Source organism: Neolewinella aurantiaca (assembly GCF_008014675.1).
In the GTDB taxonomy this organism is placed as follows: domain Bacteria; phylum Bacteroidota; class Bacteroidia; order Chitinophagales; family Saprospiraceae; genus Neolewinella; species Neolewinella aurantiaca.
Genome location: NZ_VOXD01000002.1, coordinates 210,598 through 234,531 on the forward strand (window position 1 = coordinate 210,598; position 23,934 = coordinate 234,531).

General features: G+C 54.7%; 20 protein-coding genes. 12 read left to right on the forward strand and 8 right to left on the reverse strand.

Annotated features, from left to right (window positions below; all coding sequences use genetic code 11):
- Nucleotides 1-12: 12 nt before the first annotated feature.
- On the forward strand, nt 13-1,245 hold the full coding sequence (locus FUA23_RS02020; protein ID WP_147929035.1) for a BaiN/RdsA family NAD(P)/FAD-dependent oxidoreductase: 1,233 nt from the start codon (nt 13-15) through the stop codon (nt 1,243-1,245).
- 44 nt (nt 1,246-1,289) lie between these two features.
- On the opposite strand, the gene FUA23_RS02025 is transcribed toward FUA23_RS02020, so the two are convergent.
- The 3 genes from FUA23_RS02025 to FUA23_RS02035 form a co-directional block, all read right to left on the reverse strand.
- Complete coding sequence (locus tag FUA23_RS02025) at nt 1,290-2,825, reverse strand: sodium:solute symporter family protein (RefSeq protein WP_147929036.1); 1,536 nt, start codon at nt 2,823-2,825, stop codon at nt 1,290-1,292.
- 71 nt (nt 2,826-2,896) lie between these two features.
- A complete protein-coding gene (queE, locus tag FUA23_RS02030; protein ID WP_147929037.1) occupies nt 2,897-3,538 on the reverse strand; it encodes a 7-carboxy-7-deazaguanine synthase in 642 nt (213 codons plus the stop codon).
- 116 nt (nt 3,539-3,654) lie between these two features.
- Nucleotides 3,655-4,026 (reverse strand): hypothetical protein, encoded by a 372-nt coding sequence (locus FUA23_RS02035; protein WP_147929038.1) that lies wholly within the window; start codon nt 4,024-4,026, stop codon nt 3,655-3,657.
- Between the two features lie 118 nt (nt 4,027-4,144).
- Between FUA23_RS02035 and FUA23_RS02040 the strand changes: the two genes are divergently transcribed.
- The 6 genes from FUA23_RS02040 (at nt 4,145) to FUA23_RS02065 (ending at nt 11,271) form a co-directional block, all read left to right on the forward strand.
- Nucleotides 4,145-7,261 carry a S41 family peptidase gene (locus FUA23_RS02040; RefSeq protein WP_147929039.1) on the forward strand — a complete coding sequence of 1,039 codons (3,117 nt, stop codon included), beginning with the start codon at nt 4,145-4,147 and terminating at the stop codon, nt 7,259-7,261.
- Nucleotides 7,262-7,360: 99 nt separating this feature from the next.
- Complete coding sequence (locus FUA23_RS02045; RefSeq protein WP_187270851.1) at nt 7,361-7,900, forward strand: YdeI/OmpD-associated family protein; 540 nt, start codon at nt 7,361-7,363, stop codon at nt 7,898-7,900.
- 88 nt (nt 7,901-7,988) lie between these two features.
- Nucleotides 7,989-8,645 (forward strand): IMPACT family protein, encoded by a 657-nt coding sequence (locus tag FUA23_RS02050; RefSeq protein ID WP_147929041.1) that lies wholly within the window; start codon nt 7,989-7,991, stop codon nt 8,643-8,645.
- A 376-nt stretch (nt 8,646-9,021) separates the two neighbouring features.
- Entirely contained in the window at nt 9,022-9,633 is a 612-nt protein-coding gene (locus tag FUA23_RS02055) for an L-threonylcarbamoyladenylate synthase (protein WP_147929042.1), read from the forward strand.
- Nucleotides 9,634-9,739: 106 nt separating this feature from the next.
- Complete coding sequence (locus FUA23_RS02060; RefSeq protein ID WP_147929043.1) at nt 9,740-10,066, forward strand: TraR/DksA family transcriptional regulator; 327 nt, start codon at nt 9,740-9,742, stop codon at nt 10,064-10,066.
- A 116-nt stretch (nt 10,067-10,182) separates the two neighbouring features.
- Nucleotides 10,183-11,271 (forward strand): alkene reductase, encoded by a 1,089-nt coding sequence (locus FUA23_RS02065; protein WP_147929044.1) that lies wholly within the window; start codon nt 10,183-10,185, stop codon nt 11,269-11,271.
- Between the two features lie 632 nt (nt 11,272-11,903).
- On the opposite strand, the gene FUA23_RS02070 is transcribed toward FUA23_RS02065, so the two are convergent.
- The gene (locus FUA23_RS02070) at nt 11,904-12,230 is read right to left on the reverse strand and encodes a tetratricopeptide repeat protein (RefSeq protein ID WP_147929045.1); all 327 of its coding nucleotides are present in this window, start codon (nt 12,228-12,230) and stop codon (nt 11,904-11,906) included.
- A 50-nt stretch (nt 12,231-12,280) separates the two neighbouring features.
- Here FUA23_RS02070 and FUA23_RS02075 point away from each other — a divergent pair, with 50 nt between their 5' ends.
- Both FUA23_RS02075 and FUA23_RS02080 read left to right on the forward strand, forming a co-directional pair.
- Nucleotides 12,281-12,922 (forward strand): hypothetical protein, encoded by a 642-nt coding sequence (locus FUA23_RS02075; protein WP_147929046.1) that lies wholly within the window; start codon nt 12,281-12,283, stop codon nt 12,920-12,922.
- 226 nt (nt 12,923-13,148) lie between these two features.
- A complete protein-coding gene (locus FUA23_RS02080) occupies nt 13,149-14,453 on the forward strand; it encodes a bifunctional folylpolyglutamate synthase/dihydrofolate synthase (protein ID WP_147929047.1) in 1,305 nt (434 codons plus the stop codon).
- A gap of 106 nt (nt 14,454-14,559) precedes the next feature.
- Here FUA23_RS02080 and FUA23_RS02085 read toward each other — a convergent pair whose 3' ends face one another.
- Nucleotides 14,560-15,651 (reverse strand): beta-ketoacyl-ACP synthase III, encoded by a 1,092-nt coding sequence (locus FUA23_RS02085; protein ID WP_147929048.1) that lies wholly within the window; start codon nt 15,649-15,651, stop codon nt 14,560-14,562.
- A gap of 288 nt (nt 15,652-15,939) precedes the next feature.
- Between FUA23_RS02085 and FUA23_RS02090 the strand changes: the two genes are divergently transcribed.
- Nucleotides 15,940-17,028 carry a CgeB family protein gene (locus FUA23_RS02090; RefSeq protein ID WP_187270852.1) on the forward strand — a complete coding sequence of 363 codons (1,089 nt, stop codon included), beginning with the start codon at nt 15,940-15,942 and terminating at the stop codon, nt 17,026-17,028.
- Between the two features lie 55 nt (nt 17,029-17,083).
- Here FUA23_RS02090 and FUA23_RS02095 read toward each other — a convergent pair whose 3' ends face one another.
- The 3 genes from FUA23_RS02095 to FUA23_RS02105 all read right to left on the reverse strand — a co-directional run bounded on the left by FUA23_RS02095 (nt 17,084) and on the right by FUA23_RS02105 (nt 18,906).
- Complete coding sequence (locus tag FUA23_RS02095) at nt 17,084-17,479, reverse strand: ExbD/TolR family protein (RefSeq protein WP_147929050.1); 396 nt, start codon at nt 17,477-17,479, stop codon at nt 17,084-17,086.
- Nucleotides 17,480-17,635: 156 nt separating this feature from the next.
- Nucleotides 17,636-18,034 (reverse strand): ExbD/TolR family protein, encoded by a 399-nt coding sequence (locus tag FUA23_RS02100; RefSeq protein WP_147929051.1) that lies wholly within the window; start codon nt 18,032-18,034, stop codon nt 17,636-17,638.
- A gap of 167 nt (nt 18,035-18,201) precedes the next feature.
- Nucleotides 18,202-18,906 carry a MotA/TolQ/ExbB proton channel family protein gene (locus tag FUA23_RS02105; RefSeq protein WP_246143992.1) on the reverse strand — a complete coding sequence of 235 codons (705 nt, stop codon included), beginning with the start codon at nt 18,904-18,906 and terminating at the stop codon, nt 18,202-18,204.
- 434 nt (nt 18,907-19,340) lie between these two features.
- On the opposite strand from FUA23_RS02105, the gene FUA23_RS02110 reads away from it, so the two are divergent.
- Nucleotides 19,341-22,145 (forward strand): M4 family metallopeptidase, encoded by a 2,805-nt coding sequence (locus FUA23_RS02110; protein ID WP_147929052.1) that lies wholly within the window; start codon nt 19,341-19,343, stop codon nt 22,143-22,145.
- Between the two features lie 168 nt (nt 22,146-22,313).
- Entirely contained in the window at nt 22,314-23,666 is a 1,353-nt protein-coding gene (gene rseP, locus FUA23_RS02115; RefSeq protein ID WP_147929053.1) for an RIP metalloprotease RseP, read from the forward strand.
- Nucleotides 23,667-23,934 lie beyond the last annotated feature (268 nt).

The following is a 23,934-nucleotide window of genomic DNA, read 5'->3' on the forward strand; positions in this document are numbered from 1 at the left end:
TACCTTCGCCCTATGCCAGCATCAACCCTGATCATCGGCGGCGGAGCCGCCGGTTTTTTCTCCGCTATTCACCGGGCCGCGAACTACCCCGACGAGCAAATAACCATTCTGGAACGGGGGAAATCCGTTTTGGGAAAAGTCCGTATCTCCGGAGGCGGACGCTGTAACGTTACCCACGCCTGCTGGGACCCGCGCGAACTGGTCAAGTTTTACCCCCGGGGCGCCAAAGAACTACTGGGACCGTTCAATACTTTCGCCTGCGGAGACACTATGGGGTGGTTCTCAGACCGTGGAGTGGAACTGAAAATCGAAGACGATGGCCGGATCTTCCCCGTTTCGGATTCGTCGCAGTCTATCATCGATTGCCTCTGGAACACCGCCAAAGGCGCTGGCGTAAAGGTGCTCACTAAAACCCGCGTTACCGGGATTATTGCTCCCTCAACCACCCCTGAACCTGCTGCCGGGCCCCGGCAGTGGACGGTAAAATCCGGAGAGCGAACTTTCCTTGCTGACCGCCTCATCGTCACCTCCGGCAGCAACCCTGCCGTTTGGAAGATGCTCGCAGAACTGGGGCACACCATCGTACCCGCCGTCCCGAGCCTCTTCGCTTTCGATACGAAAGATACCCGACTGCGCGACCTCTCCGGCATCAGCGTGCCATGGGCTCAGCTCAACATCAAGGGGGATAAGCTGAAGGCCGAAGGGCCGCTGCTCATCACCCACCGCGGCCTCTCCGGGCCCGCCGTGCTGCGCCTCTCCGCATGGGGCGCCCGCCTCCTGGCGCCGCGCAAATACAACTTCGAACTCACCGTAAACTGGCTCGCCATGCGCGCAACCGACGTGGAAGATCAGCTCGATGAACTGAAGGCCGCAGAAGCCAAACGCCAGATCGGTACCCGGGCTTGTTTCGACCTCTCGGCCCGCCTCTGGAAATCACTGGTCAATGCCGCCGGCATCCCGGCAGATCAGCAATGGAGCCAACTGAGCAAACGCCAGCGGACGGCGCTCACCGAACAGCTCACCAACGGGCGCTTTCACATCACCGGAAAATCTACCAACAAAGATGAGTTCACCACCGCAGGAGGTGTCGATCTCCGCGAGGTAGATTTCAAGTCTTTCCGTTCCAAAGTTCACCCAACGCTCCATCTGGCGGGGGAGGTGCTGGATATAGATGCAATCACCGGAGGGTTCAACTTTCAGGCCGCCTGGACGGGAGGGGTGATGATCGGTAAGGCTGGAAAATGACGTCCGACCGGCTACTGTGGGGCGGCCTGCCCGGCTCCACAAACTCACTCTGCATCCTGCGGCCCCGCCCGGAAAATTCGTGAAACGACAACGATTGCGGTAAGGCCTGAAACCATCGCCAGCGTCCGGAACGGGAAATCATCCGAATAAGGCAGGTAGGCAGGAATACCAAGTGTATCGTCTCCTCCTCCAAACCGCAGGAAAGCCGCGATCAGGAAACCCGCCAGCGCGCCGTAGCTGTTGGCCTTCGGATCAAATAAAGCACATACCAGAGCCGGGAACAGGAGGCAGTAAACGAAGTCGGAACACAAAAACCAGAGTGCATATACGCTGCTGACCTTGAACGCGATCAGCGTGGCCGCTACGCCTACGATCCAGATGCACCGTTGGATCAGTTTCGCCAGTTTGGTGTCGGGCAGACCGGGATCAACCAAGGGCCGGTAAACGTTCCAGATGCCCATGCTCGAAGCCGAAAGTACACTGCTGTCTACACTCGACATCACGGCCGCAGCAACTGCGCCCAGACCAATTACGGATACCCACGGATTGGTAAGGTAGCGTACCACCCAGGGTAGGGTAGCGGAAGCGTTTTCGGGCCCGCCGGCTTCTACCAAAGACCAGTCCATCGTTGCCGAAACCATCCCGATGATTACCGGCGCAACGGCAGCCAGTACGCAGATGAAGCCAGCTATAATACTAAGCCGAACGGCCGTTTTCTCGTCTTGCGAAGCAAGCACCCGTTGGAAGTATACCTGCCACGGAATACCGCCGAAGATGAGGAGTAAAGCGTAATCCCACCACGTCCAGTAACTCCCGCCGAGGGCTTCGCGGCTGGGAAACGGGCTGGCGGCAGCTCCGAATTTCTCCTGATACGCCGCCCAGGTGGCCCCCAGGCCACCGGTATACTCGAGCGCAAAGGGAACGATGATGGCGAGGCCAAGCAGAAGAATGGCAATCTGTACCACATCGGTGAGGGCAACGGCCCATAAACCGCCGAGGGCGGTGTAGGCGATAGCGATGGTTGCCGAAAGGAGGATAGAAGTTTCAAGGTCGATGCCCAGTACGGTAGAAAACGTAGCGCCGAGCGCCGTGAGGATCGCAGCGGTCCAGAACAACTCTCCGGTGAGGGCGGGAAGGAAGAGGACAGCGGTCATTTTTTTTCCGTAGCGCTCTTCCAGAGGATCCAGCATCGTCCGGTAGCGCCGCCGGCGCATCGTGCGGGCAAAGAACAAACCACCAATCACCAGGCTGAGGGCGTAGCCCCAGGGAGCTTGCACCCACACCAGGCCCTGGGTGGCGGTGTACTCCGCGGTTCCATTGATGAAACCGCCACCGACCCAGGTGGCACTCATGGTGAAAATGGCGATCCAGACGGGGAGGTTGCGGCCGGCGAGCATGAGGCCGTCGGCATCGTTTTCCTCCGCCTTTTTTCGATTAGCGGCCCGCGCACCAACGTAGTAGATCACGGCGTAGAAAGCGGACATACTGACGAAGGCAGGCCAGTTGACCGGGTCGCCAAGGTACCACAGGTAAGCGGCAGCGGCGGTAAGAAGAGCAAGAAGGAGGAGTAAGGGGCGCAAAGGGAGAGGGGGTCTGGTCTTAGAGTCTGGCGTAATGTACTGCAAGACTGTAAGAGTAACAGCCCGTCAGGCTATTCTATTCCCATTATTTTGTGTGTTTGCAAACTGACGCGCCACTGGGGGTGCTCCATGCAGTAGGCCACCGTTGCGGTGGTGTTGTCGCGCCCGGTCTCATCTTTGGGTTGCAGGAAGAAGTGCTGAAAGTTGAGCTGCGTAAAACGTTCCGGCTGGGCATCGGCTTCGGTTTGGGGGTATACGAGTTTGAGTTCGTCACCGCCGGCAACGACAAGGCCGGCGTCGGCTTTAGGACTTACGCAAACCCAGTCGATTTCCGACGGGACAGGGATGGTCCCGTTGGTTTCTACAGCAACTTCAAAACCGCGCTTGTGCAGCGCGTCGATCAGAGGTTCGTCGAGTTGCAGTAGTGGTTCACCCCCGGTGCAAACCACGTATGGTTTTCCCCCGCCGGGCCAAAGGCCCAGCACCAGATCGGCGCACTGATCTAGGGTGTAGCGCCCGCCGTTGGTGCCGTTGGTGCCGATGAAGTCTGTGTCGCAGAATTTGCAGACGGCGGAGTGGCGGTCTTCCTCGCGGCCACTCCAGAGGTTACAGCCGGTGAAGCGCAAAAACACGGCGGCACGGCCCGCCTGAGCACCTTCGCCCTGGAGCGTGTAAAAGGCTTCTTTGATTTTGTAGGTACGTTCGGATGACATTCTTCTTGGGGGATTGGCGCGCGAAGGTACGGCGCATTTGGGCGCGGTCGCAGGTGCAGGGAGTGGTTAAGGGCTTTGTTCCTAAACGAAAAGATGGCTGTTCCGCCTGGCTCGGTTCAATCCTCGATGAGTTCGGTGAAGAACTCGCTGGTGCCGCTCGCCGAGCGGCTTATGCGCAGGGTCCATTTCCCTTCGGGTATCGGTGCGGGTTGGACGCAGTTTTGGAAGCCTCCGGTGATTCCGCCCGTGCCAACCAGTTGGGCTTCCAGTTGGAAATTGCACTCGTCGGCTCCGTCGAAACGTTGATACCTGGTTTTCTTACCGGGTCGAAGGCGGTTTTCCTCTCCCTTCTCTACTCCTGAATTGTAGGACCAGGTAAGGTCGCGTAGTTCGTTGTCCAGTTCATTCTGTACCCGGATGCGGGTGCCGGAGGTGTCTCCGCAGGAGGATACCAGACAAATAAAAACCAGGAAGATTAGATGTCGCACAGGTGACGGTTGGAGGATGATGCAAGGGGTTGGAGGCCAAACGATTCAACGGTTCGTCGGCTGGTCCTATTGTCTCCGCTGCAACCATTATATTACGGCCCATTAACCAAAATCCAGAATGAAAAACTTATCCCTCACCCTGCTTTGCTGGGCCTTGCTTTGCACCTGCGTCAGCGCCCAGTCGCTCTACTTCGCTGACCACCCGGCACTTAGCCCCGACGGCGAAACGCTGGTTTTCTCCTACAACGGCGACTTATGGAAGGTTCCTTCTGCCGGGGGAGCGGCCAACCGCATTACCGCCCTCGACGGAGCCGAAAGCCACCCAAGGATTTCGCCAGACGGTAAATGGCTGGCCTTCACCTCCGGCCAGTACGGCAACGCCGATGTTTACGTGACCCCGCTGGCTGGCGGAGAAATCACGCAACTCACTTACCACCAGGCTGCCGACCAGGTCGCAAACTGGAGCTGGGACAGTAAAACAATTTACTTCACCTCGAGCCGGTACAACCGAATGGCAACCTTTACGGTACCGGTAACCGGAGGGACGCCGAAGCGCCTGATGCCGCATTACTTCAACATCGCTCACAACGTGGTTCCGCTGCCCGGCAGCGATGATTTCCTGTTCAACGAGACCTGGGAAAGCAGCAACTTTACCCACCGTAAGGGATATAAAGGGCCTTACAACCCCGACTTGAAACGCTACGACCCGAAAGTCAATAAGGTGACCCAACTCACCAAATGGGAAGGCAAGGACATGTGGCCGATGGCCGACCGCAAAGGCAATATTTTCTTTGTTTCGGACCGCGACAACGGAGAGTACAACCTGTACAGCCTGAACTCAGATGGAAAGATTAAGCGCCTGACCAAGTATGCTACTTCAGTCTTCAGCCCCAGCCTCAGCGCCGACGGAAGCAAGATCGCTTACGTCCGGGATTACCAGCTGGAGGTCTACGACGTTGCTTCGGGGCGCAGTAAAGTGGTTCCCGTTTCGCTCAATTCTTTCGTCGGGCTGGCTAAGACAGCCGACTTTAAGACCGGAGGAAACCTTGATTACTTCGACGTGGCGCGTGACGGCAAAAAGCTGGCAGCGGTCTCCCGCGGCGAGCTTTTCGTTTCCGACATGGAGGGCGAGTTCGTTCGCCAGATCATGACTGGTCCGGGACGGGTGATGGAGGTTAAATGGCTCAAAGACGGTAAAACACTGGTGTTTACACAGACCTACAATGGCTACCAAAACCTTTACACCGTAAGTGCTGACGGTACGGGAGAACCCACCCGCCGCACTTCGGATACGCGTAACAACCGTAACCTGGAAATGAGCCACGATACCAGCCGGGTAGCTTACCTGAGCGGCCGCGACGAAGTACGGGTGATGGACCTCGATGACTTCAGCGCCGAAACCGTCGCCAAACAGGAAGTATGGTTCCGGGGATCCATCCCACGCTGGTCGCCCGACGACCGGTACCTGATGTTTACCGGTTACCTCGATTTCGAAGAAGATATCTTTTTGGTGGACACCGAAAACGGAAACGAACTGATGAACCTCACCCAAACCGGGGTTACCGAAACTGATCCCGTCTGGAGCCCGGACGGGAAGTACATCTATTTCAGCTCGTCCCCTCACGTGCCGAGCTACCCGCGGGGTGGCGGAAACGTGGACCTCTGGCGCCTGCCGCTGTATAAATTCGATGAACCGCACCGGTCGGATAAGTTCGATCAGCTTTTCGCAGAGGAGGACAAGAAGAAAGGTAAAAAGGATTCGGTTGTTGTCCGGATTGAAGCGGAAGGGATCATGGAACGGATCGAACGCGTAGGGCCTTCCTTTGGTAGTCAGAGCGGAGCCTTTGTAGTGGAGGACGACGACAAAACCATCGTTTTCTATGGTTCTAACCATGAAGGCTCCCGTGCATTGTACATGACAACTTACGAGCCGTTCGAATCGCCCAAAACGATGATGTTCAAAGGCCGGGGAGTAGGCAACGCCACCGACCTGGTGGAAGTAAAAGGAAAGTACTACCTGCTGGGCAGCGGTAACGTTCAGAAACTGAACGTGGGGCAGAAAAAGTTCGACGCCATTGAAGTAAAGCACACCTTCCGCCGGGCCCTCGGCCCGGAGTTCGAACAGATGTTCTACGAGACCTGGGCAAATATGGAAGAGAACTTTTACGATGAAAACTTCCACGGAGTAGACTGGCAGGGTATGCGGGATCGTTACGCCGCCTTCCTGCCATACATCACCAATCGTGCCGACTTGCGGCGACTGACCAACGACCTCCTCGGCGAACTCAACACTTCTCACTTCGGCTTCTCCTCGCGGGGAAAGGAGGAAAGTACAAAGCAGGGCGCAAGGAGCCTCGCGCTCGGTTTAGCGTACGACCAGAACGACCCATACCGCATCGCTTCGATTATCACAGACGGGCCTGCGGACCGTAATGACGTAGACCTGATGGCCGGAGACCGGATAACTGCAATCGACGGAATCCCCGTGGAGCAAACCGTAAACAGAGAGTCGTACCTGAGCCGGCCGAGCATCGACGGTTCCGTCTCCCTGACGGTAGAGCGAAACGGACAGGTCGTAAGTACCAGTTTACACCCGACGAGCTATACGAGCGAACGGACCAACCGCTACGATGAATGGGTGGATACGAATCAGCGTACAGTAGATGAAAAGACGGACAAGAAGATTGCCTACGTACACATGAAAAATATGACCGGCGGTCAGCTGGATGCTTTCATGAGTGAAATGGTATCTGAGGGGCACCAACGGCAGGGCCTGATCCTGGATTTACGGTACAATACGGGCGGCAACGTTCACGATGCTGTCCTGAACTTCCTGAGTCAGCGGCCTTACCTGAAGTGGCAGTACCGCGCCGGACAGCGGGCCAACCAACCTAACTTTGCACCTGCTGGCCAGCCCATCATTCTGATGATTAACGAGCAGAGTCTTTCGGATGCCGAGATGACTGCTGCCGGGTTCAAGGAACTCGGTTTGGGAACTATCGTTGGAACTCCGACTTACCGCTGGATCATTTTTACCTCCGGTAAGGGACTGGTGGATGGCTCTTTCTACCGCCTCCCGAGCTGGGGAACTTATACCCTGGACGGCAAAAATCTGGAGAAAACCGGGGTGGAACCCGATGTCCGGATCGATAATACCGCCGCCGACCGGGCCACGGGCAAAGATCCACAGCTGATGAAAGCCATCGAACTGGCCCTGAAAGGGCTGGACCGTTAATGCCCGCTACCGATTAAACAGCGTTCGCAGATTCAGGCATCCGGTAGTTTGTACCGGGGAAGTATGCCTGAATCTGTGTTTGCGTTAAAACAACCTGCGATGATTGAAATAAAAACAGCCCTCTCTTCGGTCCGGGAAGATCTGGAGGTCTACGCCGGAGTTTACCATAACGTCTTCCTCGTAAAGAAATCCGCTGTCGGGGAACTACTGAAGCGGGAGAAAAACGCGACCCGGATAATTTTTAGCATCAACGGAAAGGGGAGAATACACCGGGCACTATCGCCTTCGGGAGACGGGGAATACTTCATTCTCATTAATCAGGATATCGTTAAGCAGTACCAACTTGAGCCGGGAGAGGAGGTGAGCCTGCAAATCCTGCCCGACGACAGCGAGTACGGAATGCCATTACCCGAAGAACTCGCCGAGCTCTGGTCGGTGGATGAAGCGGCTTATACCGTATTTCATAAGTTGACACCCGGTAAACAGCGTGGGCTCATCTATCAGGTCAGTAAGCCGAAAGGCGCCGCTACCCGGATTAAAAAAGCCGTCCAGATATGTGAGTACCTTAAGAGCGTAAACGGGAAGCTCGATCAAAAAGAGCTGAACGCATACATGAAGGCGGATAACGAAAACTGGTAACTGTTCGTCTGCTTTTAGGCTGACGGAGCACGGCTGAAACACGAAGATCAGCAGTTTAAAGACTGCCGAACGTTGTTAACTTGCGGCCATGTCCGAATCCCCAGATTTCTACACCATTCCCGCCCGCGCCTCCGAGGGTGAATTCCGAGACCGTGGAAGCAAATTCGTTGCTGCTTTGCGCCATGTCCGCAACGAAGAAGAAGCCCTGGCGGTAGTGGAAGAACAAGCAAAATTGCACTTCAAGTGCAATCACCATTGCTACGCTTACCGGCTGGGGCCCGGCCAGGATCGTTGGCGCGCCAACGACGACGGAGAACCCTCGGGGACCGCGGGCAAACCAATCATGGGGCAGATCGATAAAGCAGGCTGGAGCGACGTTGTGATAGTAGTAAGCCGGTATTGGGGCGGTACCAAGCTGGGTGCTTCAGGATTGATCAATGCCTACCGCGAAGCAGCCCGCCTTGCCATCGAAGCCGGCGAGAGTACCCTGCAGCCACTCACAACCGAGGTCGTCCTCCGGTTCGGTTACGAGCTGATGAGCCCGGTGATGTCCGCTCTGTCTTCGCTTGAACTGGAAATGGCAGAGCAGGACTTCGGTGCATCGGCGGTCGTTAAACTCGACTTGCCCCGCAGCACTGTTCCGTCTACGGTCCGCGCGCTCAAGGCTTCCATCGGAGGAGTGTACCTTGAAGAGGTGGACGAAGAGTATGAAGTGGAGGGTCTCGAACTCGAAGTGGTGGCCTGAGGGGAAGTCAGAAGAGAGATTTGATGCAGGGCCCGAAGGAAGAGAGCCGCAGCCTCAGGCTGCGTTGTCAGGTTCAATGGCTGCAGCCGGATAGGCAATGCTCTTTTTAGTTTTGGCTTTTGGCACCATGAGGCCTTTTGTGATAATTGTTCCAGGGCCAATCAATTGGCCCACCCGTACTGTCTCCTGGCCAGCGGATCAGACATTGCCCTAAAAACCAATGCATTGCACCTGCCTGCGGGCATATGCTGAAATTGAACACGTAGAAATCCCTCACAAGACCTATATTGAAGCAAAAATATCCCGAAGGGAGCGTCGTTAAGGCGTTCAGTTCTCTCGTGTAAACCAATTTACTTAACCAATAAATCCCTAGCATATGCTCGTGTCTATCCACCCCGATAATCCCCAACCCAAACTGATCCAGCAAATGGTGGACATCCTTGAAGAAGGAGGCGTCATCATTTACCCTACAGACACAGTTTACGGCATCGGTTGCGACATCACCAACAAAAAAGCCGTAGAACGGGTGGCCCGGATCAGAGGCCTCGATCCCGCCAAGGCGATGTTCAGCTTCATCTGCCAGGACATCAGCCAGGTGACGGATTACTCCAAGACAATCAACAACGACGTTTTCCGGGTGATGAAACACAACCTCCCCGGTCCGTTTACTTTCATCCTGAACAGCAACAACAAAACACCGAAAATCCTGAAAAACCGTAAGGAAACCATCGGGGTCCGTATCATCGACAACAACATCGTGGACGCCCTGGTACGCGGGCTCGGGCGACCAATCCTCACCGCCTCAGTGAAGGCAGAAGACGAAGTGGCGGAGTACTACACCGACCCTCACGAAATTTACGATAAACTGGGCAAGCAGGTTGATGCTGTCATCGACGGCGGGCCTGGCGGAAACGTTGCCAGTACGGTCATTGTGTGTACAGGCGACGAGGCGGAACTATACCGCGAAGGCGCCGGAGTCCTTAAATAGGCTGTATCCAGCAAATAAATCACCATCAGACCGTTAGCGCTATCCTTGTGCTAACGGTCTGATGGTATAACACGATAGCAGTAAGCGTCGGAGAAACAACTATACCATGATCGATAAGGCCCTTCTCGCCCAAAAACTGACCGAGCAAATCACCCTGACCGAAACCAAAATTGCGGGCTTCGAGGAAATGTCTGCCCCCGTTACGCCCGACGATGCGATCGGGCGCGTCTCCCGCATGGATGCGATCAACAATAAAGCAGTACAGGAAGCTGCGCTGGCCAAAGCCCGCGAAAAGCTGACCAAGTTGAAAGTAATGCAGGCCAACCTCGATGATCCTAAACTGGGCTTATGCAAACGCTGCGGCCGGCCAATCCCGATGGGCCGGCTGGTTCTGATGCCCGAGAGTTCTTTGTGTGTCAGGTGTAGCCGTTGATTTTCCCCAAACCATTTCGTTTGAGCTAGAGTTTGTTGACTGAGCGACAGAGGATGTCCTCTTGGTGAGAACCCTTGCGGGCCTGCTCCCGTTTCGCTAATAAACTCCAAATCAGTATGAAAACCACCAAATTATTATCCTCTCACCGCATCGGAAATACCGAACTTAAAAACCGGGTCGTGATGGCCCCGCTCACCCGCAGTCGGGCGATAGACAATGTTCCGAACGATCTCATGGCTACTTACTACAGTCAACGCGCGGGTGCAGGGCTGATTATTACCGAAGGAACCTCTCCCAGTGCCAACGGTCTGGGTTACCCTCGCATTCCGGGATGTTATTCCGACGATCAGGTTGCCGGATGGCGCCAGGTAACCGATGCCGTACACGAAAAAGGCGGAAAGATTTTTTTACAGATTATGCATTGCGGCCGGGTGGCCCATCCCGACAATATCCCCGCCGGAGGAGAAATGATGGCACCCAGCGCTGTAGCGCTCCAGAATACGAAAATGTACGTGGACGGAAAGGGGGAGTTGGAAATTCCGCTGGCGAAGCCCATGACGATCAACGATATTACCGAAACCGTAGCTGAATACACCAACTGCGCAAAAATGGCCATCGAGGCTGGTTTCGATGGGGTAGAGCTACACGCCGCCAATGGTTATTTGCTCGAGCAGTTCATCAATCCTGGTAGTAACCAACGGACAGATCAGTTCGGCGGCAGCACCGGGAACCGGCTTCGCTTTGTCCGGAATGTAACCGAAGCAGTAGTGACGGCTATTGGTGCAGACCGGGTAGGCATGCGTATTTCGCCCTATGGCGTTTTTGGGGAGATGTCGGCTTACGAAGGAGTGGAAGCAGATTACACACAATTGGCAGAGATGCTCAACGAAATTGGCCTGGTTTACCTTCATTTGGTAGACCACAGCGCATTGGGGACGCCCGCAGTGCCCGATTCCATCAAACGTAAGTTACGCGAAACATTCAGGGGCACTTTTATCCTTTCCGGAGGCTACGATGCCGGACGGGCAGAAAAAGATCTTACCGAGGACCGTGGAGATCTGGTAGCTTTCGGCCGGCCCTTTATAGCGAACCCGGACCTGGTGGAACGCATGGAAAAAGATGCACCACTCAATCTGCCTGATCCATCCACTTTCTACACGCCCGGTGCGGAGGGCTACACCGATTATCCGTTTCTGGAAGCGTAACTCAGGCTGACCAACAATCTTCGGAGGAGTAGGAGGAAGCAGAAAACATGTAACTCTTCTGGCTCTGGATAAATAATGTTTAACTAACCATTCTTCTGGCGTTCAGCGCCTGGCTGCCATCTTACCAGCCGGGAGCTGAACGCTTTTTTGTAAATGACCACAGTGCCTTGTTCCAACGCCTGCAAAATGCGGCAGCGCTACCACTACATTCTGTCTCCCAGTCACTAGAGCCTGAAGTAGAGATGGCTGTCAACCTCATGCAGGTTGAAACAAGTTATGTCAACTACCCGCCGGCCGGGGATTTTTAACTGTCAACCTATTTTAGGACGAGTCATGACGATAGTGCCTTGCTCCAACGCCTGGAACGCCACCAATGCCTGCAAAATGCGGCAGCACTACCCACTACATTCTGTCCCCCAGTCACTAAAGCCTGAAGTAGAGATGGCTGTCAACCTCATGCAGGTTGAAACAAGTTATGTCAACTACCCGTCGGTCGGGGGGGGGGGGGAACTGTCAACCTATTTTAGGACGAGTCATGACCACAGTGCCTTGCTCCAGCGCCTGAAACGCCTCCAATGCCTACAAAATGCGGCAGCACTACCCACTACATTCTACCCACTACCCACTACCCACTACAAAAAGTCCTCCTCGTCCCCCAGTTCCATCCGTGCACCGGCCAGTTCGCTCATGGCGTGTCGTTCGCCGAGCCGTTTGGTTACGCTGATTCCTTCGGAGTAAACTTTCCAGGCTTCTGTTTGCTCTTCCAACCGCTCGAGGGTTTTACCGAGGTGGTAGTAAGTCCCGACGTATTCGGGCTGATCGGCAATAATGCCTTCGTAAATTTTCTTTGCACCTGCGTCATCGCCCTCTTTTTCGTGCTCCTTGGCAAGGGCAAATCGAAGAAAGGCATCGGTGGGGGAATCGGCCAGCATAGCCTGAATCTGTGCTTTACGCGACATTTATTGGTATTTTGATTCGTTGGTATCTTGGCAACAACATTTACCTGCTTATGGTCCAACGATTGATCGTTTTTTTACTTTTTCTGACGGCTTGCTCGGGCAATCGGCCAGATGTCCTGCTGGACAACAGCGTCGTGTCAGTAGTACGCCAGCCACTTCCCGATAATTTCGATGCCCGGGCGTTTCAGCAGTACAACCACAAGCCGGGCAGGGTAGTGCTGAACGGAGGAGCCGTTGCAATCATAGGCCATTTGGCGGGCACGCAGGTGCAATGGCTGCAATCCGAAGAGGCAGAGTTCCTTAACCAGAGCCTTGTTGTCGTTCCCAAGGTTGGGCGTACACCAGAAGACCCCGAAGTACTCTCCAACCTGCTGGAGGCACTCGACGCCAAACTAGTCGAAACCGGTGATACGAACCAGTACGTTTTCCTCCGCTCAGCCGGTCTGAAGGAGGATATTGTTCTTTCCACCAGCTTGCAGGAAACCGGAATGACCCAAAACGCAGCCCTCTACCAATTCGACACAGCCGGTGTTCATCTGATGAACAACACCGGTATACCGTTGCGAATGGATCAGGAGGTGATCGATTTTTACCTGCCGGCGCTGGTCGAATTTTATGGCGAAGGGATTGATTCCGTCGACTTCTGGCTAGAGGTCCGGCCATACGTTGGAGTGCGGTTAGTGAGGAATTAATAATGTTTAAACTCGCAACGTCGCCCCGCCACTTAAAACTAAATCTTTACAACTCATTATCTGTTAATGCAGGTACAGACATTATTGGGCGCAAACCAGATTGTCGCGATTGCTCCTCCCAAGCGTAGCGACGTGGGGAGGTTGGGGGAGCGATAATCTGGTTTGCGCCCCGCATTATTATGCCTGATAACTTTACAAAGCGCTAAATCAAGCAAGCCTTCCGGACATGACCTACGAACAAACACTGGACTATCTTTTTACCCAACTCCCCATGTACCAGCGAGCGGGAGCAACGGCGATGAAAAAAGACCTGACCAATATCCGGGCTCTTTTGGAATGGCTCGGCAATCCTCACGAACAGCTCAAGTGTGTCCATGTAGCGGGTACGAATGGCAAAGGAACCACCTGCCACTTACTCGCAGCTGCGCTGCAGGCCCACGGCCAGACCGTCGGAATGTACACCAGCCCGCACTACAAAGACTTCCGTGAACGGATCAAGATCAACGCCGAGTTCATCTCCGAAGAAGCCGTAACCGACTTCGTAGAGCGCCTCCGGGCATCGGACCTCAGCATCGAGCCGAGCTTTTTCGAGATCACCGTGGCAATGGCCTTCGATTATTTCGCGAAGCAGCAACCGGATTGGTGCATTATCGAAGTGGGGCTGGGCGGCCGGCTTGATAGCACCAACGTCATCACTCCGGTTCTTTCCGTGATCACCAACATCGGCTTCGATCACACCCAGTTCCTGGGGGAGACATTGCCCGAAATCGCGGGCGAGAAAGGTGGTATCATCAAACCCGGAGTCCCGGTGGTTATCGGCGAAACCCAGGATGAAACCACACCCGTATTCAAGGAACTCGCGCGGACCAACCGGAGCCAGATAATCTTTGCCGATCAGGCCTACGATGTTTACCTCGTAGGGATGCGCGGGATGGACAACCTCAAGTACTTCTCCATCGGGCTGCCCGGCGCCGAGGCCGGCCTGATTATTGGTACCGACCTCGACGGGCCTCACCTGAGCAAAAATATGCTCACGGCCTACGCCGCGTTGTTGCTTCTTCACGGTAATGGGTTTGAGGTAAGCGGAAAATCAGTACAGTTTGGCTGGAAACAGGTAGCCGAACTCACTTATTACGTCGGTCGCTGGCAAATACTTCAGCAGCGAACCCCCTTTTGTATTGCGGACAGTGCCCATAATACCGAGGGGCTGGTTCCGGTAATAAAGCGTCTGGTCGCACTGGAGAAGCCGCTGCATATTGTCCTCGGCGTTGTGAACGACAAAGACCTGACCAAGGCCCTGCCACTCTTTCCTCAGGACGCAACCTACTACTTCGTAAAGGCCGATATCCCGCGCGGGCTACCTGCAGAAAAACTGCGGGCTACAGCTGCCGAATACGGACTGAAGGGCAGTACTTATTCCTCCGTTGCCGAAGGCTACGGGCAAGCAAAGCTGAAGGCGCGTTCGGACAAAGATTCAGAGGGGGTGGTGTTTGTAGGTGGCAGCATCTTCACGGTAGCGGAAGTGCTGTGATGTTACATCCCACAAAATAAAAAGCGGAACCACCAGCTCTGCCGGTAGTTCCGCTTCCACGATAAGTTTCCGAAATGCGGTAACTAAATCGCTTATCGCATATCGATCAGTCTCGTCCCCATTTCAGCACAACAGCTCCCCAGGTGAATCCGGCGCCGAAGGCGGCGAGGACGACGTTGTCGCCCTTTTTGATCTTTCCTTCGTCCCGTGCTTCGCTGAGCGCGATCGGGATGGAAGCTGCAGTAGTGTTACCGTAGCGCATGATGTTGTTGTACACCTGGTCGTCTTTAAGCCCCATAGTGTTGGCCACGAACTGGTTGATGCGCAGGTTAGCCTGGTGAGGGATCAGCATGTCGAGATCACTGACCTCCATACCGGCTTTGGTGAGTGTTTCCATGATCACCTCGGGGAACTTCCGCACGGCCATCTTGAATACCGCTTGTCCTTCCATGTACGGGAAGATACGGTTGTTGTCGATCATGTTCTGGTTGAAGAAGTAACCGCCGTAACCCTCATCGTTGAGCTTCTCGGAGTAGTCTACGTCGAAACCTTCGATGGCGTATTTCTCCAGGAAATAACCGCCGTGGGCACCGGGGTACATGTAGCTCAGTTTCTCGGCGTAAGTACCGTCTGAGTGCATGCTGGTCGCCTGAACGGCTACCGATTCGTCCTCGGTTGCTTCAACGATCACAGCACCTGCGCCATCGCCAAAGATGACGGAAACGTTGCGGCCACGGGTGGTGAAATCCAGTCCGACGGAGTGAACCTCTGCACCAACAAGAAGTACTTTCTTCGCCATGCCGCATTTGATGTAAGCATCGGCGGTAGTAAGACCGTAAATGAAGCCCGAACACTGGGCACGGATGTCGAGTGCCGCAATTTCTGTCTTGGCGATACCAAGCTCACGCTGCAGCAGTACGCCTGCTCCCGGGAAGTAGTAATCGGGACTTAGCGTAGCGAAGATGATCAGGTCGATGTCTTCCTTGTTGATGCCAGCGTCGGCAATTGCCTTAAGGCTGGCCTCGAGAGCGAGGGTGGAAGTGGTCTCTTTCCCCTTAGTAATGTAACGACGTTCTTCGATTCCGGTCCGCTCACGGATCCATTCATCGCTTGTTTCCATTACCTTGGTCAGGTCTTGGTTGGTCACCACGTTTTTAGGTACGTAATGGCCAATTCCCGTAATTGTACTGTATGGCATAATCTGGCTTTAAACAGTTAAGTGGCCGCTAAGGTAGGACTTTTGAATAGGGTGACAAGAGTTTATCTTAAATGAGGGCGAATTTTCGCTGTTTATATCTCGCATTTTGGGAGCTGTACACTCTTTTTCGGGCGCGACCGCAGGTGCAAAGCTCGTTTTGGTGGCAGGGCAGGGGACGGGGCGGTGGCCTGCCGGATGACGGCTGGAATGTCCCCATATCAACACCTTATTTTTACAGTTGTACAGTATTCCGGCACAACTAATATTCTATTTCCTACCTTCGCCTTCGTGAAATTTGGAACAAAACCGCTGGATATGGTCATCATTGGGCGCTCGATCCTTTCTTCCGTTGGCAACCCAACGGCGGAACTGTATCGTGGGCTGATCAATGAGTTGGCCCAGCGCGGCCACCGTACCACTTTTCTGGAGTTTCATGAACCCGGCAAGAAGTATGTCCGGGATATGCTGAAATCACCCTACTGCGAAGTATGGACTTACGCATCCACCGATCAGCTCGTTGCCGAATACGGCTATGCGATTCAGAGCGCTGATGTAGTGCTGATGGGAAGCATGGTGAACGATACCAACAGGATTGCCGAATGGATCGCCGAGGAAGCCCGCGGCGTTACCGTCTACTACGATACCAACCTGAGCGCCACCATCGATCACCTGCAGTGCCGGCAGGATAATTCTGCCTTCTGCCTCTCAGCCGATAATCTCCGGCATTTTAACCTCTTCCTGTCTACCACCGGTGGGCCGTTTCTGGAGAACCTGGCCAAAACGTACGAAATCAGCAACGCGCGCGCCCTTTACGAAAGCGTTGATCCGTACAGCTTCTACCGTACGGATACCGACAAGCACTACGATTTGGGCTTTATCGGTAATTTTAAAAACGACCGCGAAGAGTTACTCAACTCGATGCTATTGGGGCCCGCCCGCTATACGCCTAACCGCAAGTTTTCTCTGGCCGGCAGCGGATACAACAGGGTCGACTGGCCACGAAACCTCACTTACCTGGAGTACCTGCCCGAGACGAACCTCGTAGATTTTTATAACCGTCAGCATTGCTCTCTTGTACTTAGTCGAGCGGACCGCAAGCGGATGGGCTATACTCCTACGCGTCGCTTGCTTGCCGCAGCAGCCTGCGGCGTTCCGGTCCTGACCGACAACTGGGATGGCATTGACTTTTTCTTCGAGCCGCACCGCGAGGTGTTCTGCGTCAACGATGAGCAGGATGTTTTAGCTGTACTTTACGGTAAAGAGGAGGGCCTGCGCCAAAAGATTGGCCACGACGCCCGTAAACGTATTCTGGAGCAGCATACCACCGGACATCGGGCAGAACAGTTGCTAAGTTACCTCGCGGAAATCACCGATTAAAAACAGAGGAAAAGATACCGCTGATATCAGCGGTCAGCAGAGAGGGCCGGAAGCATTAGTCTTCCTCGGCCGCCAATACTCCATTGATTCCCAGACGCATCGCCATATCCATTACTGTTACAACGCCTTCAACGGGGGCTTCCTTATCGGGAGATATGAACATGGAGTAATTCCCTCCGGCTTTACCGGATAGGGTACTTTCAAGTTCTGTTACGGAAATCCGCTTCCGGTTGAAGAAGAAATTCCCGTTTTGGTCGATGCGGACGTCATCCAGCTTTTGGTTGGAGGAGGTTGTCGGGGAGTCAGAACGCCCGGGCAACTTCAGGTTCAGGGCATTAGGGGATACTACCGACGAAGTCAGCATAAAGAAAATGAGCAACAGAAAGATAATGTCCGTCAGCGAGGACATATTGAATTCTGCGGTTACTTTGGAGCGTTTCTTCAGAGCCATTGGTAGTTGGTATTATAGTGGGTAGTGGGTAGCGCTACCGCAGTTTGTTGGCGTTGGGATATTCTTTACAGGGTTTAGCGTGGCGGTTGTATTAGCTGAGGTTCATCCTCTGGCTGCCTGCAACGTGCGGTAACACTATCCACTACTTACTCCCCATTATCCCCTCGGTTGGGTTGCAATAATCGCCCGTGCTTTTTGGCTGGCCGCCAGCTTCATCAAAGGGCTGATGCGGCTGAAGGGCACGCCCGTTTCGGCAACAATGGTTACGGTTGCATCTTCTACGTTGCCCGCCTGGCCAAGCGCATCTGTTACGGCCTGATTGATGGCGGAACCTCGTACCTCGACGTTATTTACCGAAGTAGTGCCGTCTTTTTCCAGCTGAACTACAATGTTTGTGGGCGCAACGGTCTGGCTGTCCGAAATAGGCAGGTCAAAAGGTTTGATCTGCACGATGTTGGACGTCAGCATAAAGAAAATGAGCAACAGAAAGATGATGTCCGTCAGAGAGGACATGTTGAATTCTGCGGTTACTTTAGAGCGTTTCTTCAGAGCCATAATGTAGTAGGTAGTAGGTAGTGGACAGTGCTACCGCATTTTGGAGTTGTGGGAGAGTGGTGGATACTGGAGTATTGAGAGAAGAATTCAGAGAGGTAAGTTGTAGTGCAGAAGCTACGCTGTAGCGTGCACTTCGGGAAATACCTTCTGTATCTACTTACCATCCACTATCCCGGTTCCTGCAGCAGGTCCATGAACTCAGTAGTCGTCCGTTCGATCTTGTAAACAACGCGGTCTACGGAGGCAACAAGCAGGTTGTAACCAACGAAGGCCAGGATACCGATAAAGAGACCTGCAGCCGTTGTCAGGAGGGCAGAGTAGATGCCACCAGCGAGAACGTCGGGAGTGATGTTATCGGCAGTAGACATTTCGTAGAAGGCGGAGATCATACCCGTTACGGTACCAAAGAAGCCAATCATGGGCGCCGCACCAGCGATACTGGCCAGCGTGCTGAGGCCTTTTTCGAGGCGGAAGATTTCCAGGTTGCCGACGTTCTCAACGGCAGCGTCGATGTCGCGCAGCGGGCGACCGATGCGTTGGAGGCCTTTATCGACCATGCGGGCAACGGGGCTGTCGGTTGTGGTGCAGAGGGCGCGGGCGTTGGCCATATTGCCGGAGGAGATTTCCATGCGGATGCGGTCCATGAAGCCCTGATCTTCCCGGCCGGCGGCTTTGATGGTGGTGTAGCGCTCTACAAAAATATAGAGGCCGACAATGAAGAGAACCAGCAAAATCAAAACAATAGCAATGGACAGGTAGCCGGAATCCATCAATACACTCAGGAGATTGTCGCTCTCAACAACGGGTTCCGTTTGGTCCATCTCTAGTTCGGGAGTCTGGAAGAGGAAGAAATTCAAAAAGGTCAGTAACATTTGGGCGTATTTAGCGATTGCAAAACGCGACAACCCCGCTTTTCGTATGTGCGAAGGCGAAGAGGCGTGTAATCAGGTGGGCTAAGGTAGGGATTGAGGTGGTTTTACGCTCCGGTTTTTACCGGAGGCCCGGGATTTTTTCCGGAGGGCAAACAATCATGAACCCAATTTGCGGGTGCTTTATGGCTGATTATGCCTCTGGTGCCTCCCCGGTCAGGTTTTTATATCCGGTACGAGCTGGCACCTGAACGGGTGGATAATCAGATATTGCAGACCGTTTCCTAAACGGAACAGACCACTAAACGGATTAACGTTGCTTCTTCGTGGCAACTAAGGGGAGATGCCGTAAATTTACAATTACAGCTCATGATAAAAACCAGGGGGACGAAGGGCAGCTATAGTGAGCTGTTTCTCTGTCCCTACAGAACAACACGATGAAGCACATTTTTTTTCTCCTTCTGTTGCTTTGCGGCGGTTCAACCTTTGCTCAGCCTGAAAGTAAAGTTGCCAACGCCCGTAAGGCGCTGGTGGCCGCAAACGCTGTATGGCAAAGCGAAACGCCACGCTATGCTTCTTTGCGTTTCGAAAATCCGCTCGCCCTGCCCGCCGCAGACCGGGCTGCGGCTGCCGACCTTTTTCTGGATACCTACGGCCCTGCGTTCAACCTGACCGATACGCTACAGCCCCGGCTGTTGCGGGAAACGAAAGGGGTAGACGGGCGGTTTTACCGCCGCTATCAGGTGGTCCGCAACGAGGTGCCCGTGCTCGGCGCCGAGTTCACCGTCGAGTTGTCGGCCGGAGGAGCTATCCGTGGCTTCAGCGGGACTTTGCCCTCATCAACCTTCCTTGCACCTGCGGCTGCGCCAATTGGTCATTCCACCCCGGTCAATTTCTCTGATTTCGCCCGGGCAACGCTCCTTGCCGAACACCCACAGGCAATGCAGTGGACCGTGCACGAAGAGAACGCCGCGTGGACCCGCCAAAACCCCTGGAAGAACCAACCAAGAGATGCGTTTCGCCTGACCCGGGCCTTCCGTGTGAGCGAGCCAGCCGGAAGCCACGAAGAAATGGTTTATCTCGATGCCGGATCGGGCCGTTTGGTTTTTCGCCATACCCTGACCTGCAGCCTGAACCGCAGCTTGTTTCACCGCAATACCGCAAGCTATAATATCGTCTGGCAGGAAGGCGATCCTTTCCCCGGCAGCCTGAATGACGAGGATCAGGAAATGTTGTTGGCTACCGCTGAAACCTACAACCTCTTTGCCCGGACTTTCTCCCGGAACAGCTACGATGACGAAAACGGAAAGATGCAGGGGGTAACCAACGCACTTCTTTTCAACTGCCCCAACGCCAGTGCGGGCGGTGACGTTGTACGGCATTGTACGGGAGTCGTTGCCGACGACGTGGTCGCCCACGAATGGAGCCACAACTATACCAACTCGATGAACGGCCTGCTCTACGCCTACGAAAGCGGAGCTATCAACGAGGCCATCGCCGACATATTCGGGGAATGTGTAGACCTGCTGAACGGCCGTGACAACGACGCAGGAACCCACCTGGCCCGCACCGGATGCAACGATGGCAGCTCCCGCTGGTTGATCGGCGAAGACATAACCGCCGTAGATACAGCCCTTAGGGATCTCTGGCTCCCGGAGTGCAAAAATGATCCGTCCGACAAAGAAAGTGACAATTATTCCTGCGAGGGAGCAACGGAGGATTATGGAGGTGTGCATACCAACTCAGGGCTGGTAAACCGGGCCTTCACGCTCCTGACCGACGGCGGAATCCTCAACGGCGATACGATCCGGGCCATAGGCATGACCCGGGCGCTTCACCTCTTCCAGCACGCCAACGCCAACTACGTTACCCGCGTTACGGATTTTTTCGCTTTCGGTGATATGCTGATCCGTTCGGCCGAAGACCTCATCGACGTCCCGCTGCCCGAACTTACCCTGTTGGACTTGCCGGCAATGACCTCTCCTGATGTCTTTACCAGAGACGAGGTAAGGGAGGTGATCAAAGCCGTACGGGCCACCCAACTGCAGGAAGAAAGACCGTGCATAGAACTCCCGACCCTCCTGCAGAACCCGCCGGAGCCTTGTGCGATAGCCATAGGCGGATATTTCAGTGCTGTATTTCACGAAGGGTGGGAGAGAGGCCTGGCAGCCTGGGATACCACCGAACGACCCACCAACGCCGCCACCTGGGACCCCAAACCCTGGCGAACAACGGTAAGCCTGCCGGATGGCCGGCCGGGAGCCGGAGCATTCGCTCCGAACCCGCGCGCAGGAAATTGCCGGGACGACTTTGACAACGGCCGCGCTGACCTTACCAGTCCGGTCATCAGCCTGCCGGTGGAAGAAACAGAGTTCGTTCTCACCTTCGATCATTACTACGCGATCCAGAAAGACTACGACGGCGGGTTCCTTTTTATGTCCCGGAACGGGGGAGGATTCCTCCTGATCCAAAATCAGCACTTCCTGTACAATGGCTACGACGGGCAGCTGCAGAGCATAATCAATAACGATAATCCGCTGGCCGGCCGCCGTGCGTTCAACGGAGCCGACCTGAACAGCACCTCGGGCACCTGGGGGCAAAGTATTGTAGACCTCACCGCCGCAGGAGCCGAACCGGGCGACGACATCCGCTTACGCTGGACGATGAGCCACGATGGTTGCGACGGCTGGTTGGGCTGGTTCCTCGATGACGTGCACGTGGGCTTCTGTGGGCTTACGGCCTTGCCGGTAGACTTACTGCACTTCACCGCCCGGGGCGGTAAGGACCGCGTTGACCTCTCCTGGGCAACAACAGAAGAGCAGAACAATGCCGGCTTTTATGTAGAGCGACGCGCTGAGGGCGAAACGGGCTTCCGGGAGCTTGGCTTCGTTGCTCAGGGGCAGGAGTACACCTTTGCGGATCAGGAAGTTTTACCGGGCAAAACCTACGTCTATCGTTTGCGGCAAACAGACACTGACGGTTCCTACACCTGTTCCCGGCTGGTTTCGGCGCGGACGCAGGATGCAGAGAAGGGTTTATCGGCCTGGCCTAATCCCGTACGCAACGTTCTCTACGTCCGCGCCGGGACAACCGCTGAAACGGCCAGCCTCTATGATGTGAAGGGCCGGGTGGTCCGAAAAATCGCGTTGAACAACGGTTTTGCTGAGGTGGATGTAATCACACTTAAGCAGGGCGTTTACTTCCTCCGGGTAGGTGATTTGGTGGATAAAATAATCCGCTAAGCTAGTCGTATGGCGCTCGTGCCGGGGCCTGCAGCAGAAATCTGATGCTACGCCCCGGCATAAATGGCCGGTGACCGGCAGGAAAAGCGAAGACCCGACACAACCTAAAATTATCCGGTTCGTTAGTATCCTGGGCTGTCGTACCTTCGGCCTCCCCTAAAAGCGCTTATGGATACTTTAATTACCATCGGACAACTGGTCCTCAGTTTGTCTATTCTGATTGTCTTACACGAGTTTGGCCACTTTCTGCCAGCCCGCCTGTTCGGAACCCGGGTAGAGAAATTCTACCTTTTCTTCGACCCTTACTTCAGCCTGTTCAAAAAACAGATAGGGGAAACGGAGTACGGAATTGGCTGGTTGCCGCTCGGCGGCTACGTGAAGATCAGTGGTATGATCGATGAAAGCTTCGATACCGAGCAAATGGAATCGGAGCCGCAGGAATGGGAGTTTCGCTCCAAGCCGGCGTGGCAACGCCTCATCATCATGCTGGGCGGTGTAACGGTCAACTTCATCCTGGGTTTCCTGATCTACGCCATGGTCCTCTTCGCCTACGGCGAAGAATACCTGCCGGCTAAGAACGCCACCGCAGGGATTGCGGTAGACAGCCTTGGCCAGGAAATGGGCTTCCTCTCGGGAGACATGATCCTCAAGATCGGAGAGGAGGATTTTGAACGCTTCAACGATCGGGCAGTCCTTCGCGCCGTAGCCATCAACAATGTTCGTGACATTACGATAGAGCGTGGCGGAGCCACGCAGAAACTCGAAATCGAGAACAAATGGGCCGACATCCTGACCCGTCACGAAAACAAGACCGAACGCCTGTTTACACCCCGGATTCCTTTCGTGGTAGGAGCAGTACTGGAAGGTGGCCCAGGTGATAAGGCTGGCCTCAAAATCGAAGACCGCATTGTCAGTGTAGATGGCACACCTACGCCTTACTTTGATCAGTTTACGGACATCGTAAAGGGTAAAAAGAACCAAACCTTCACCATCGGGGTGAAGAGTAAAGACAGCGAAACCATCCGGGAGGTAAAAGTTACCACCAACGAGAATGGCCTGATCAGGACCAACCCCGCACCACCAGCTTACAGCTACGATACTGAACGGACCGAATACGGCTTCCTGGAATCTTTCCCCGCTGGTTACAACCAGGGCGTCCGCTTCCTGGGTGATCAGTTCAGCGCCTTCGGGCAGATGTTCAAAGGCAATATCAAGGTTACGGAGAGTCTCGGCGGCTTCGCCAGTATCGGTTCTATGTTCGGTAAAACCTGGGTGTGGGAACGGTTCTGGTACATGACCGCATCGTTATCGCTGATCCTTGCCTTTATGAACCTCCTGCCTATCCCGGCACTCGACGGTGGACACGTGATGTTCCTGCTCTACGAAGTGGTGACCGGCCGCAAGCCGAGTGACAAGTTCATGGAATACGCCACCATGGTAGGCTTCGTCATCGTTCTCGGTTTGGTGGTGCTCGCCAACGGGCTCGATATCTGGCGTGGCATCCAAAGCTGGTTTGGCTAGAAAGTTGATTGGTAAAGACCACCTCCTGACGAATCATTAATATCTGAATATACCATTCCTGACATGCCTCCCCCTCTGCCGGGCAGGGCTAACGCACAGGATTCGATTTTAAGCTTTTAGCTCGAAATGATAGTCACCGCTAACAGCTTGCAACCCAAAACGCGTAGCGTTTTCACGAGCCCCTCCCCCGCGGGGCGGGGTTGGGGTTTAACACGACTTAAAAATCCTATGCGTTAGCCCTGCTTCTACCGGGGGAGGGGGGATGGGA

Bases quoted from the DNA above. Each gene is read 5' to 3' on its own strand.
- FUA23_RS02020 (WP_147929035.1), top strand. From the start codon at position 13: ATGCCAGCATCAACCCTGATCATCGGCGGCGGAGCCGCCGGTTTTTTC.
- queE (WP_147929037.1), bottom strand. From the start codon at position 3,538: ATGTCATCCGAACGTACCTACAAAATCAAAGAAGCCTTTTACACGCTC.
- FUA23_RS02040 (WP_147929039.1), top strand. From the start codon at position 4,145: ATGAAAAACTTATCCCTCACCCTGCTTTGCTGGGCCTTGCTTTGCACC.
- FUA23_RS02045 (WP_187270851.1), top strand. From the start codon at position 7,361: ATGATTGAAATAAAAACAGCCCTCTCTTCGGTCCGGGAAGATCTGGAG.
- FUA23_RS02050 (WP_147929041.1), top strand. From the start codon at position 7,989: ATGTCCGAATCCCCAGATTTCTACACCATTCCCGCCCGCGCCTCCGAG.
- FUA23_RS02055 (WP_147929042.1), top strand. From the start codon at position 9,022: ATGCTCGTGTCTATCCACCCCGATAATCCCCAACCCAAACTGATCCAG.
- FUA23_RS02060 (WP_147929043.1), top strand. From the start codon at position 9,740: ATGATCGATAAGGCCCTTCTCGCCCAAAAACTGACCGAGCAAATCACC.
- FUA23_RS02065 (WP_147929044.1), top strand. From the start codon at position 10,183: ATGAAAACCACCAAATTATTATCCTCTCACCGCATCGGAAATACCGAA.
- FUA23_RS02070 (WP_147929045.1), bottom strand. From the start codon at position 12,230: ATGTCGCGTAAAGCACAGATTCAGGCTATGCTGGCCGATTCCCCCACC.
- FUA23_RS02075 (WP_147929046.1), top strand. From the start codon at position 12,281: ATGGTCCAACGATTGATCGTTTTTTTACTTTTTCTGACGGCTTGCTCG.
- FUA23_RS02080 (WP_147929047.1), top strand. From the start codon at position 13,149: ATGACCTACGAACAAACACTGGACTATCTTTTTACCCAACTCCCCATG.
- FUA23_RS02085 (WP_147929048.1), bottom strand. From the start codon at position 15,651: ATGCCATACAGTACAATTACGGGAATTGGCCATTACGTACCTAAAAAC.
- FUA23_RS02095 (WP_147929050.1), bottom strand. From the start codon at position 17,479: ATGGCTCTGAAGAAACGCTCCAAAGTAACCGCAGAATTCAATATGTCC.
- FUA23_RS02100 (WP_147929051.1), bottom strand. From the start codon at position 18,034: ATGGCTCTGAAGAAACGCTCTAAAGTAACCGCAGAATTCAACATGTCC.
- FUA23_RS02105 (WP_246143992.1), bottom strand. From the start codon at position 18,906: ATGTTACTGACCTTTTTGAATTTCTTCCTCTTCCAGACTCCCGAACTA.
- FUA23_RS02110 (WP_147929052.1), top strand. From the start codon at position 19,341: ATGAAGCACATTTTTTTTCTCCTTCTGTTGCTTTGCGGCGGTTCAACC.
- rseP (WP_147929053.1), top strand. From the start codon at position 22,314: ATGGATACTTTAATTACCATCGGACAACTGGTCCTCAGTTTGTCTATT.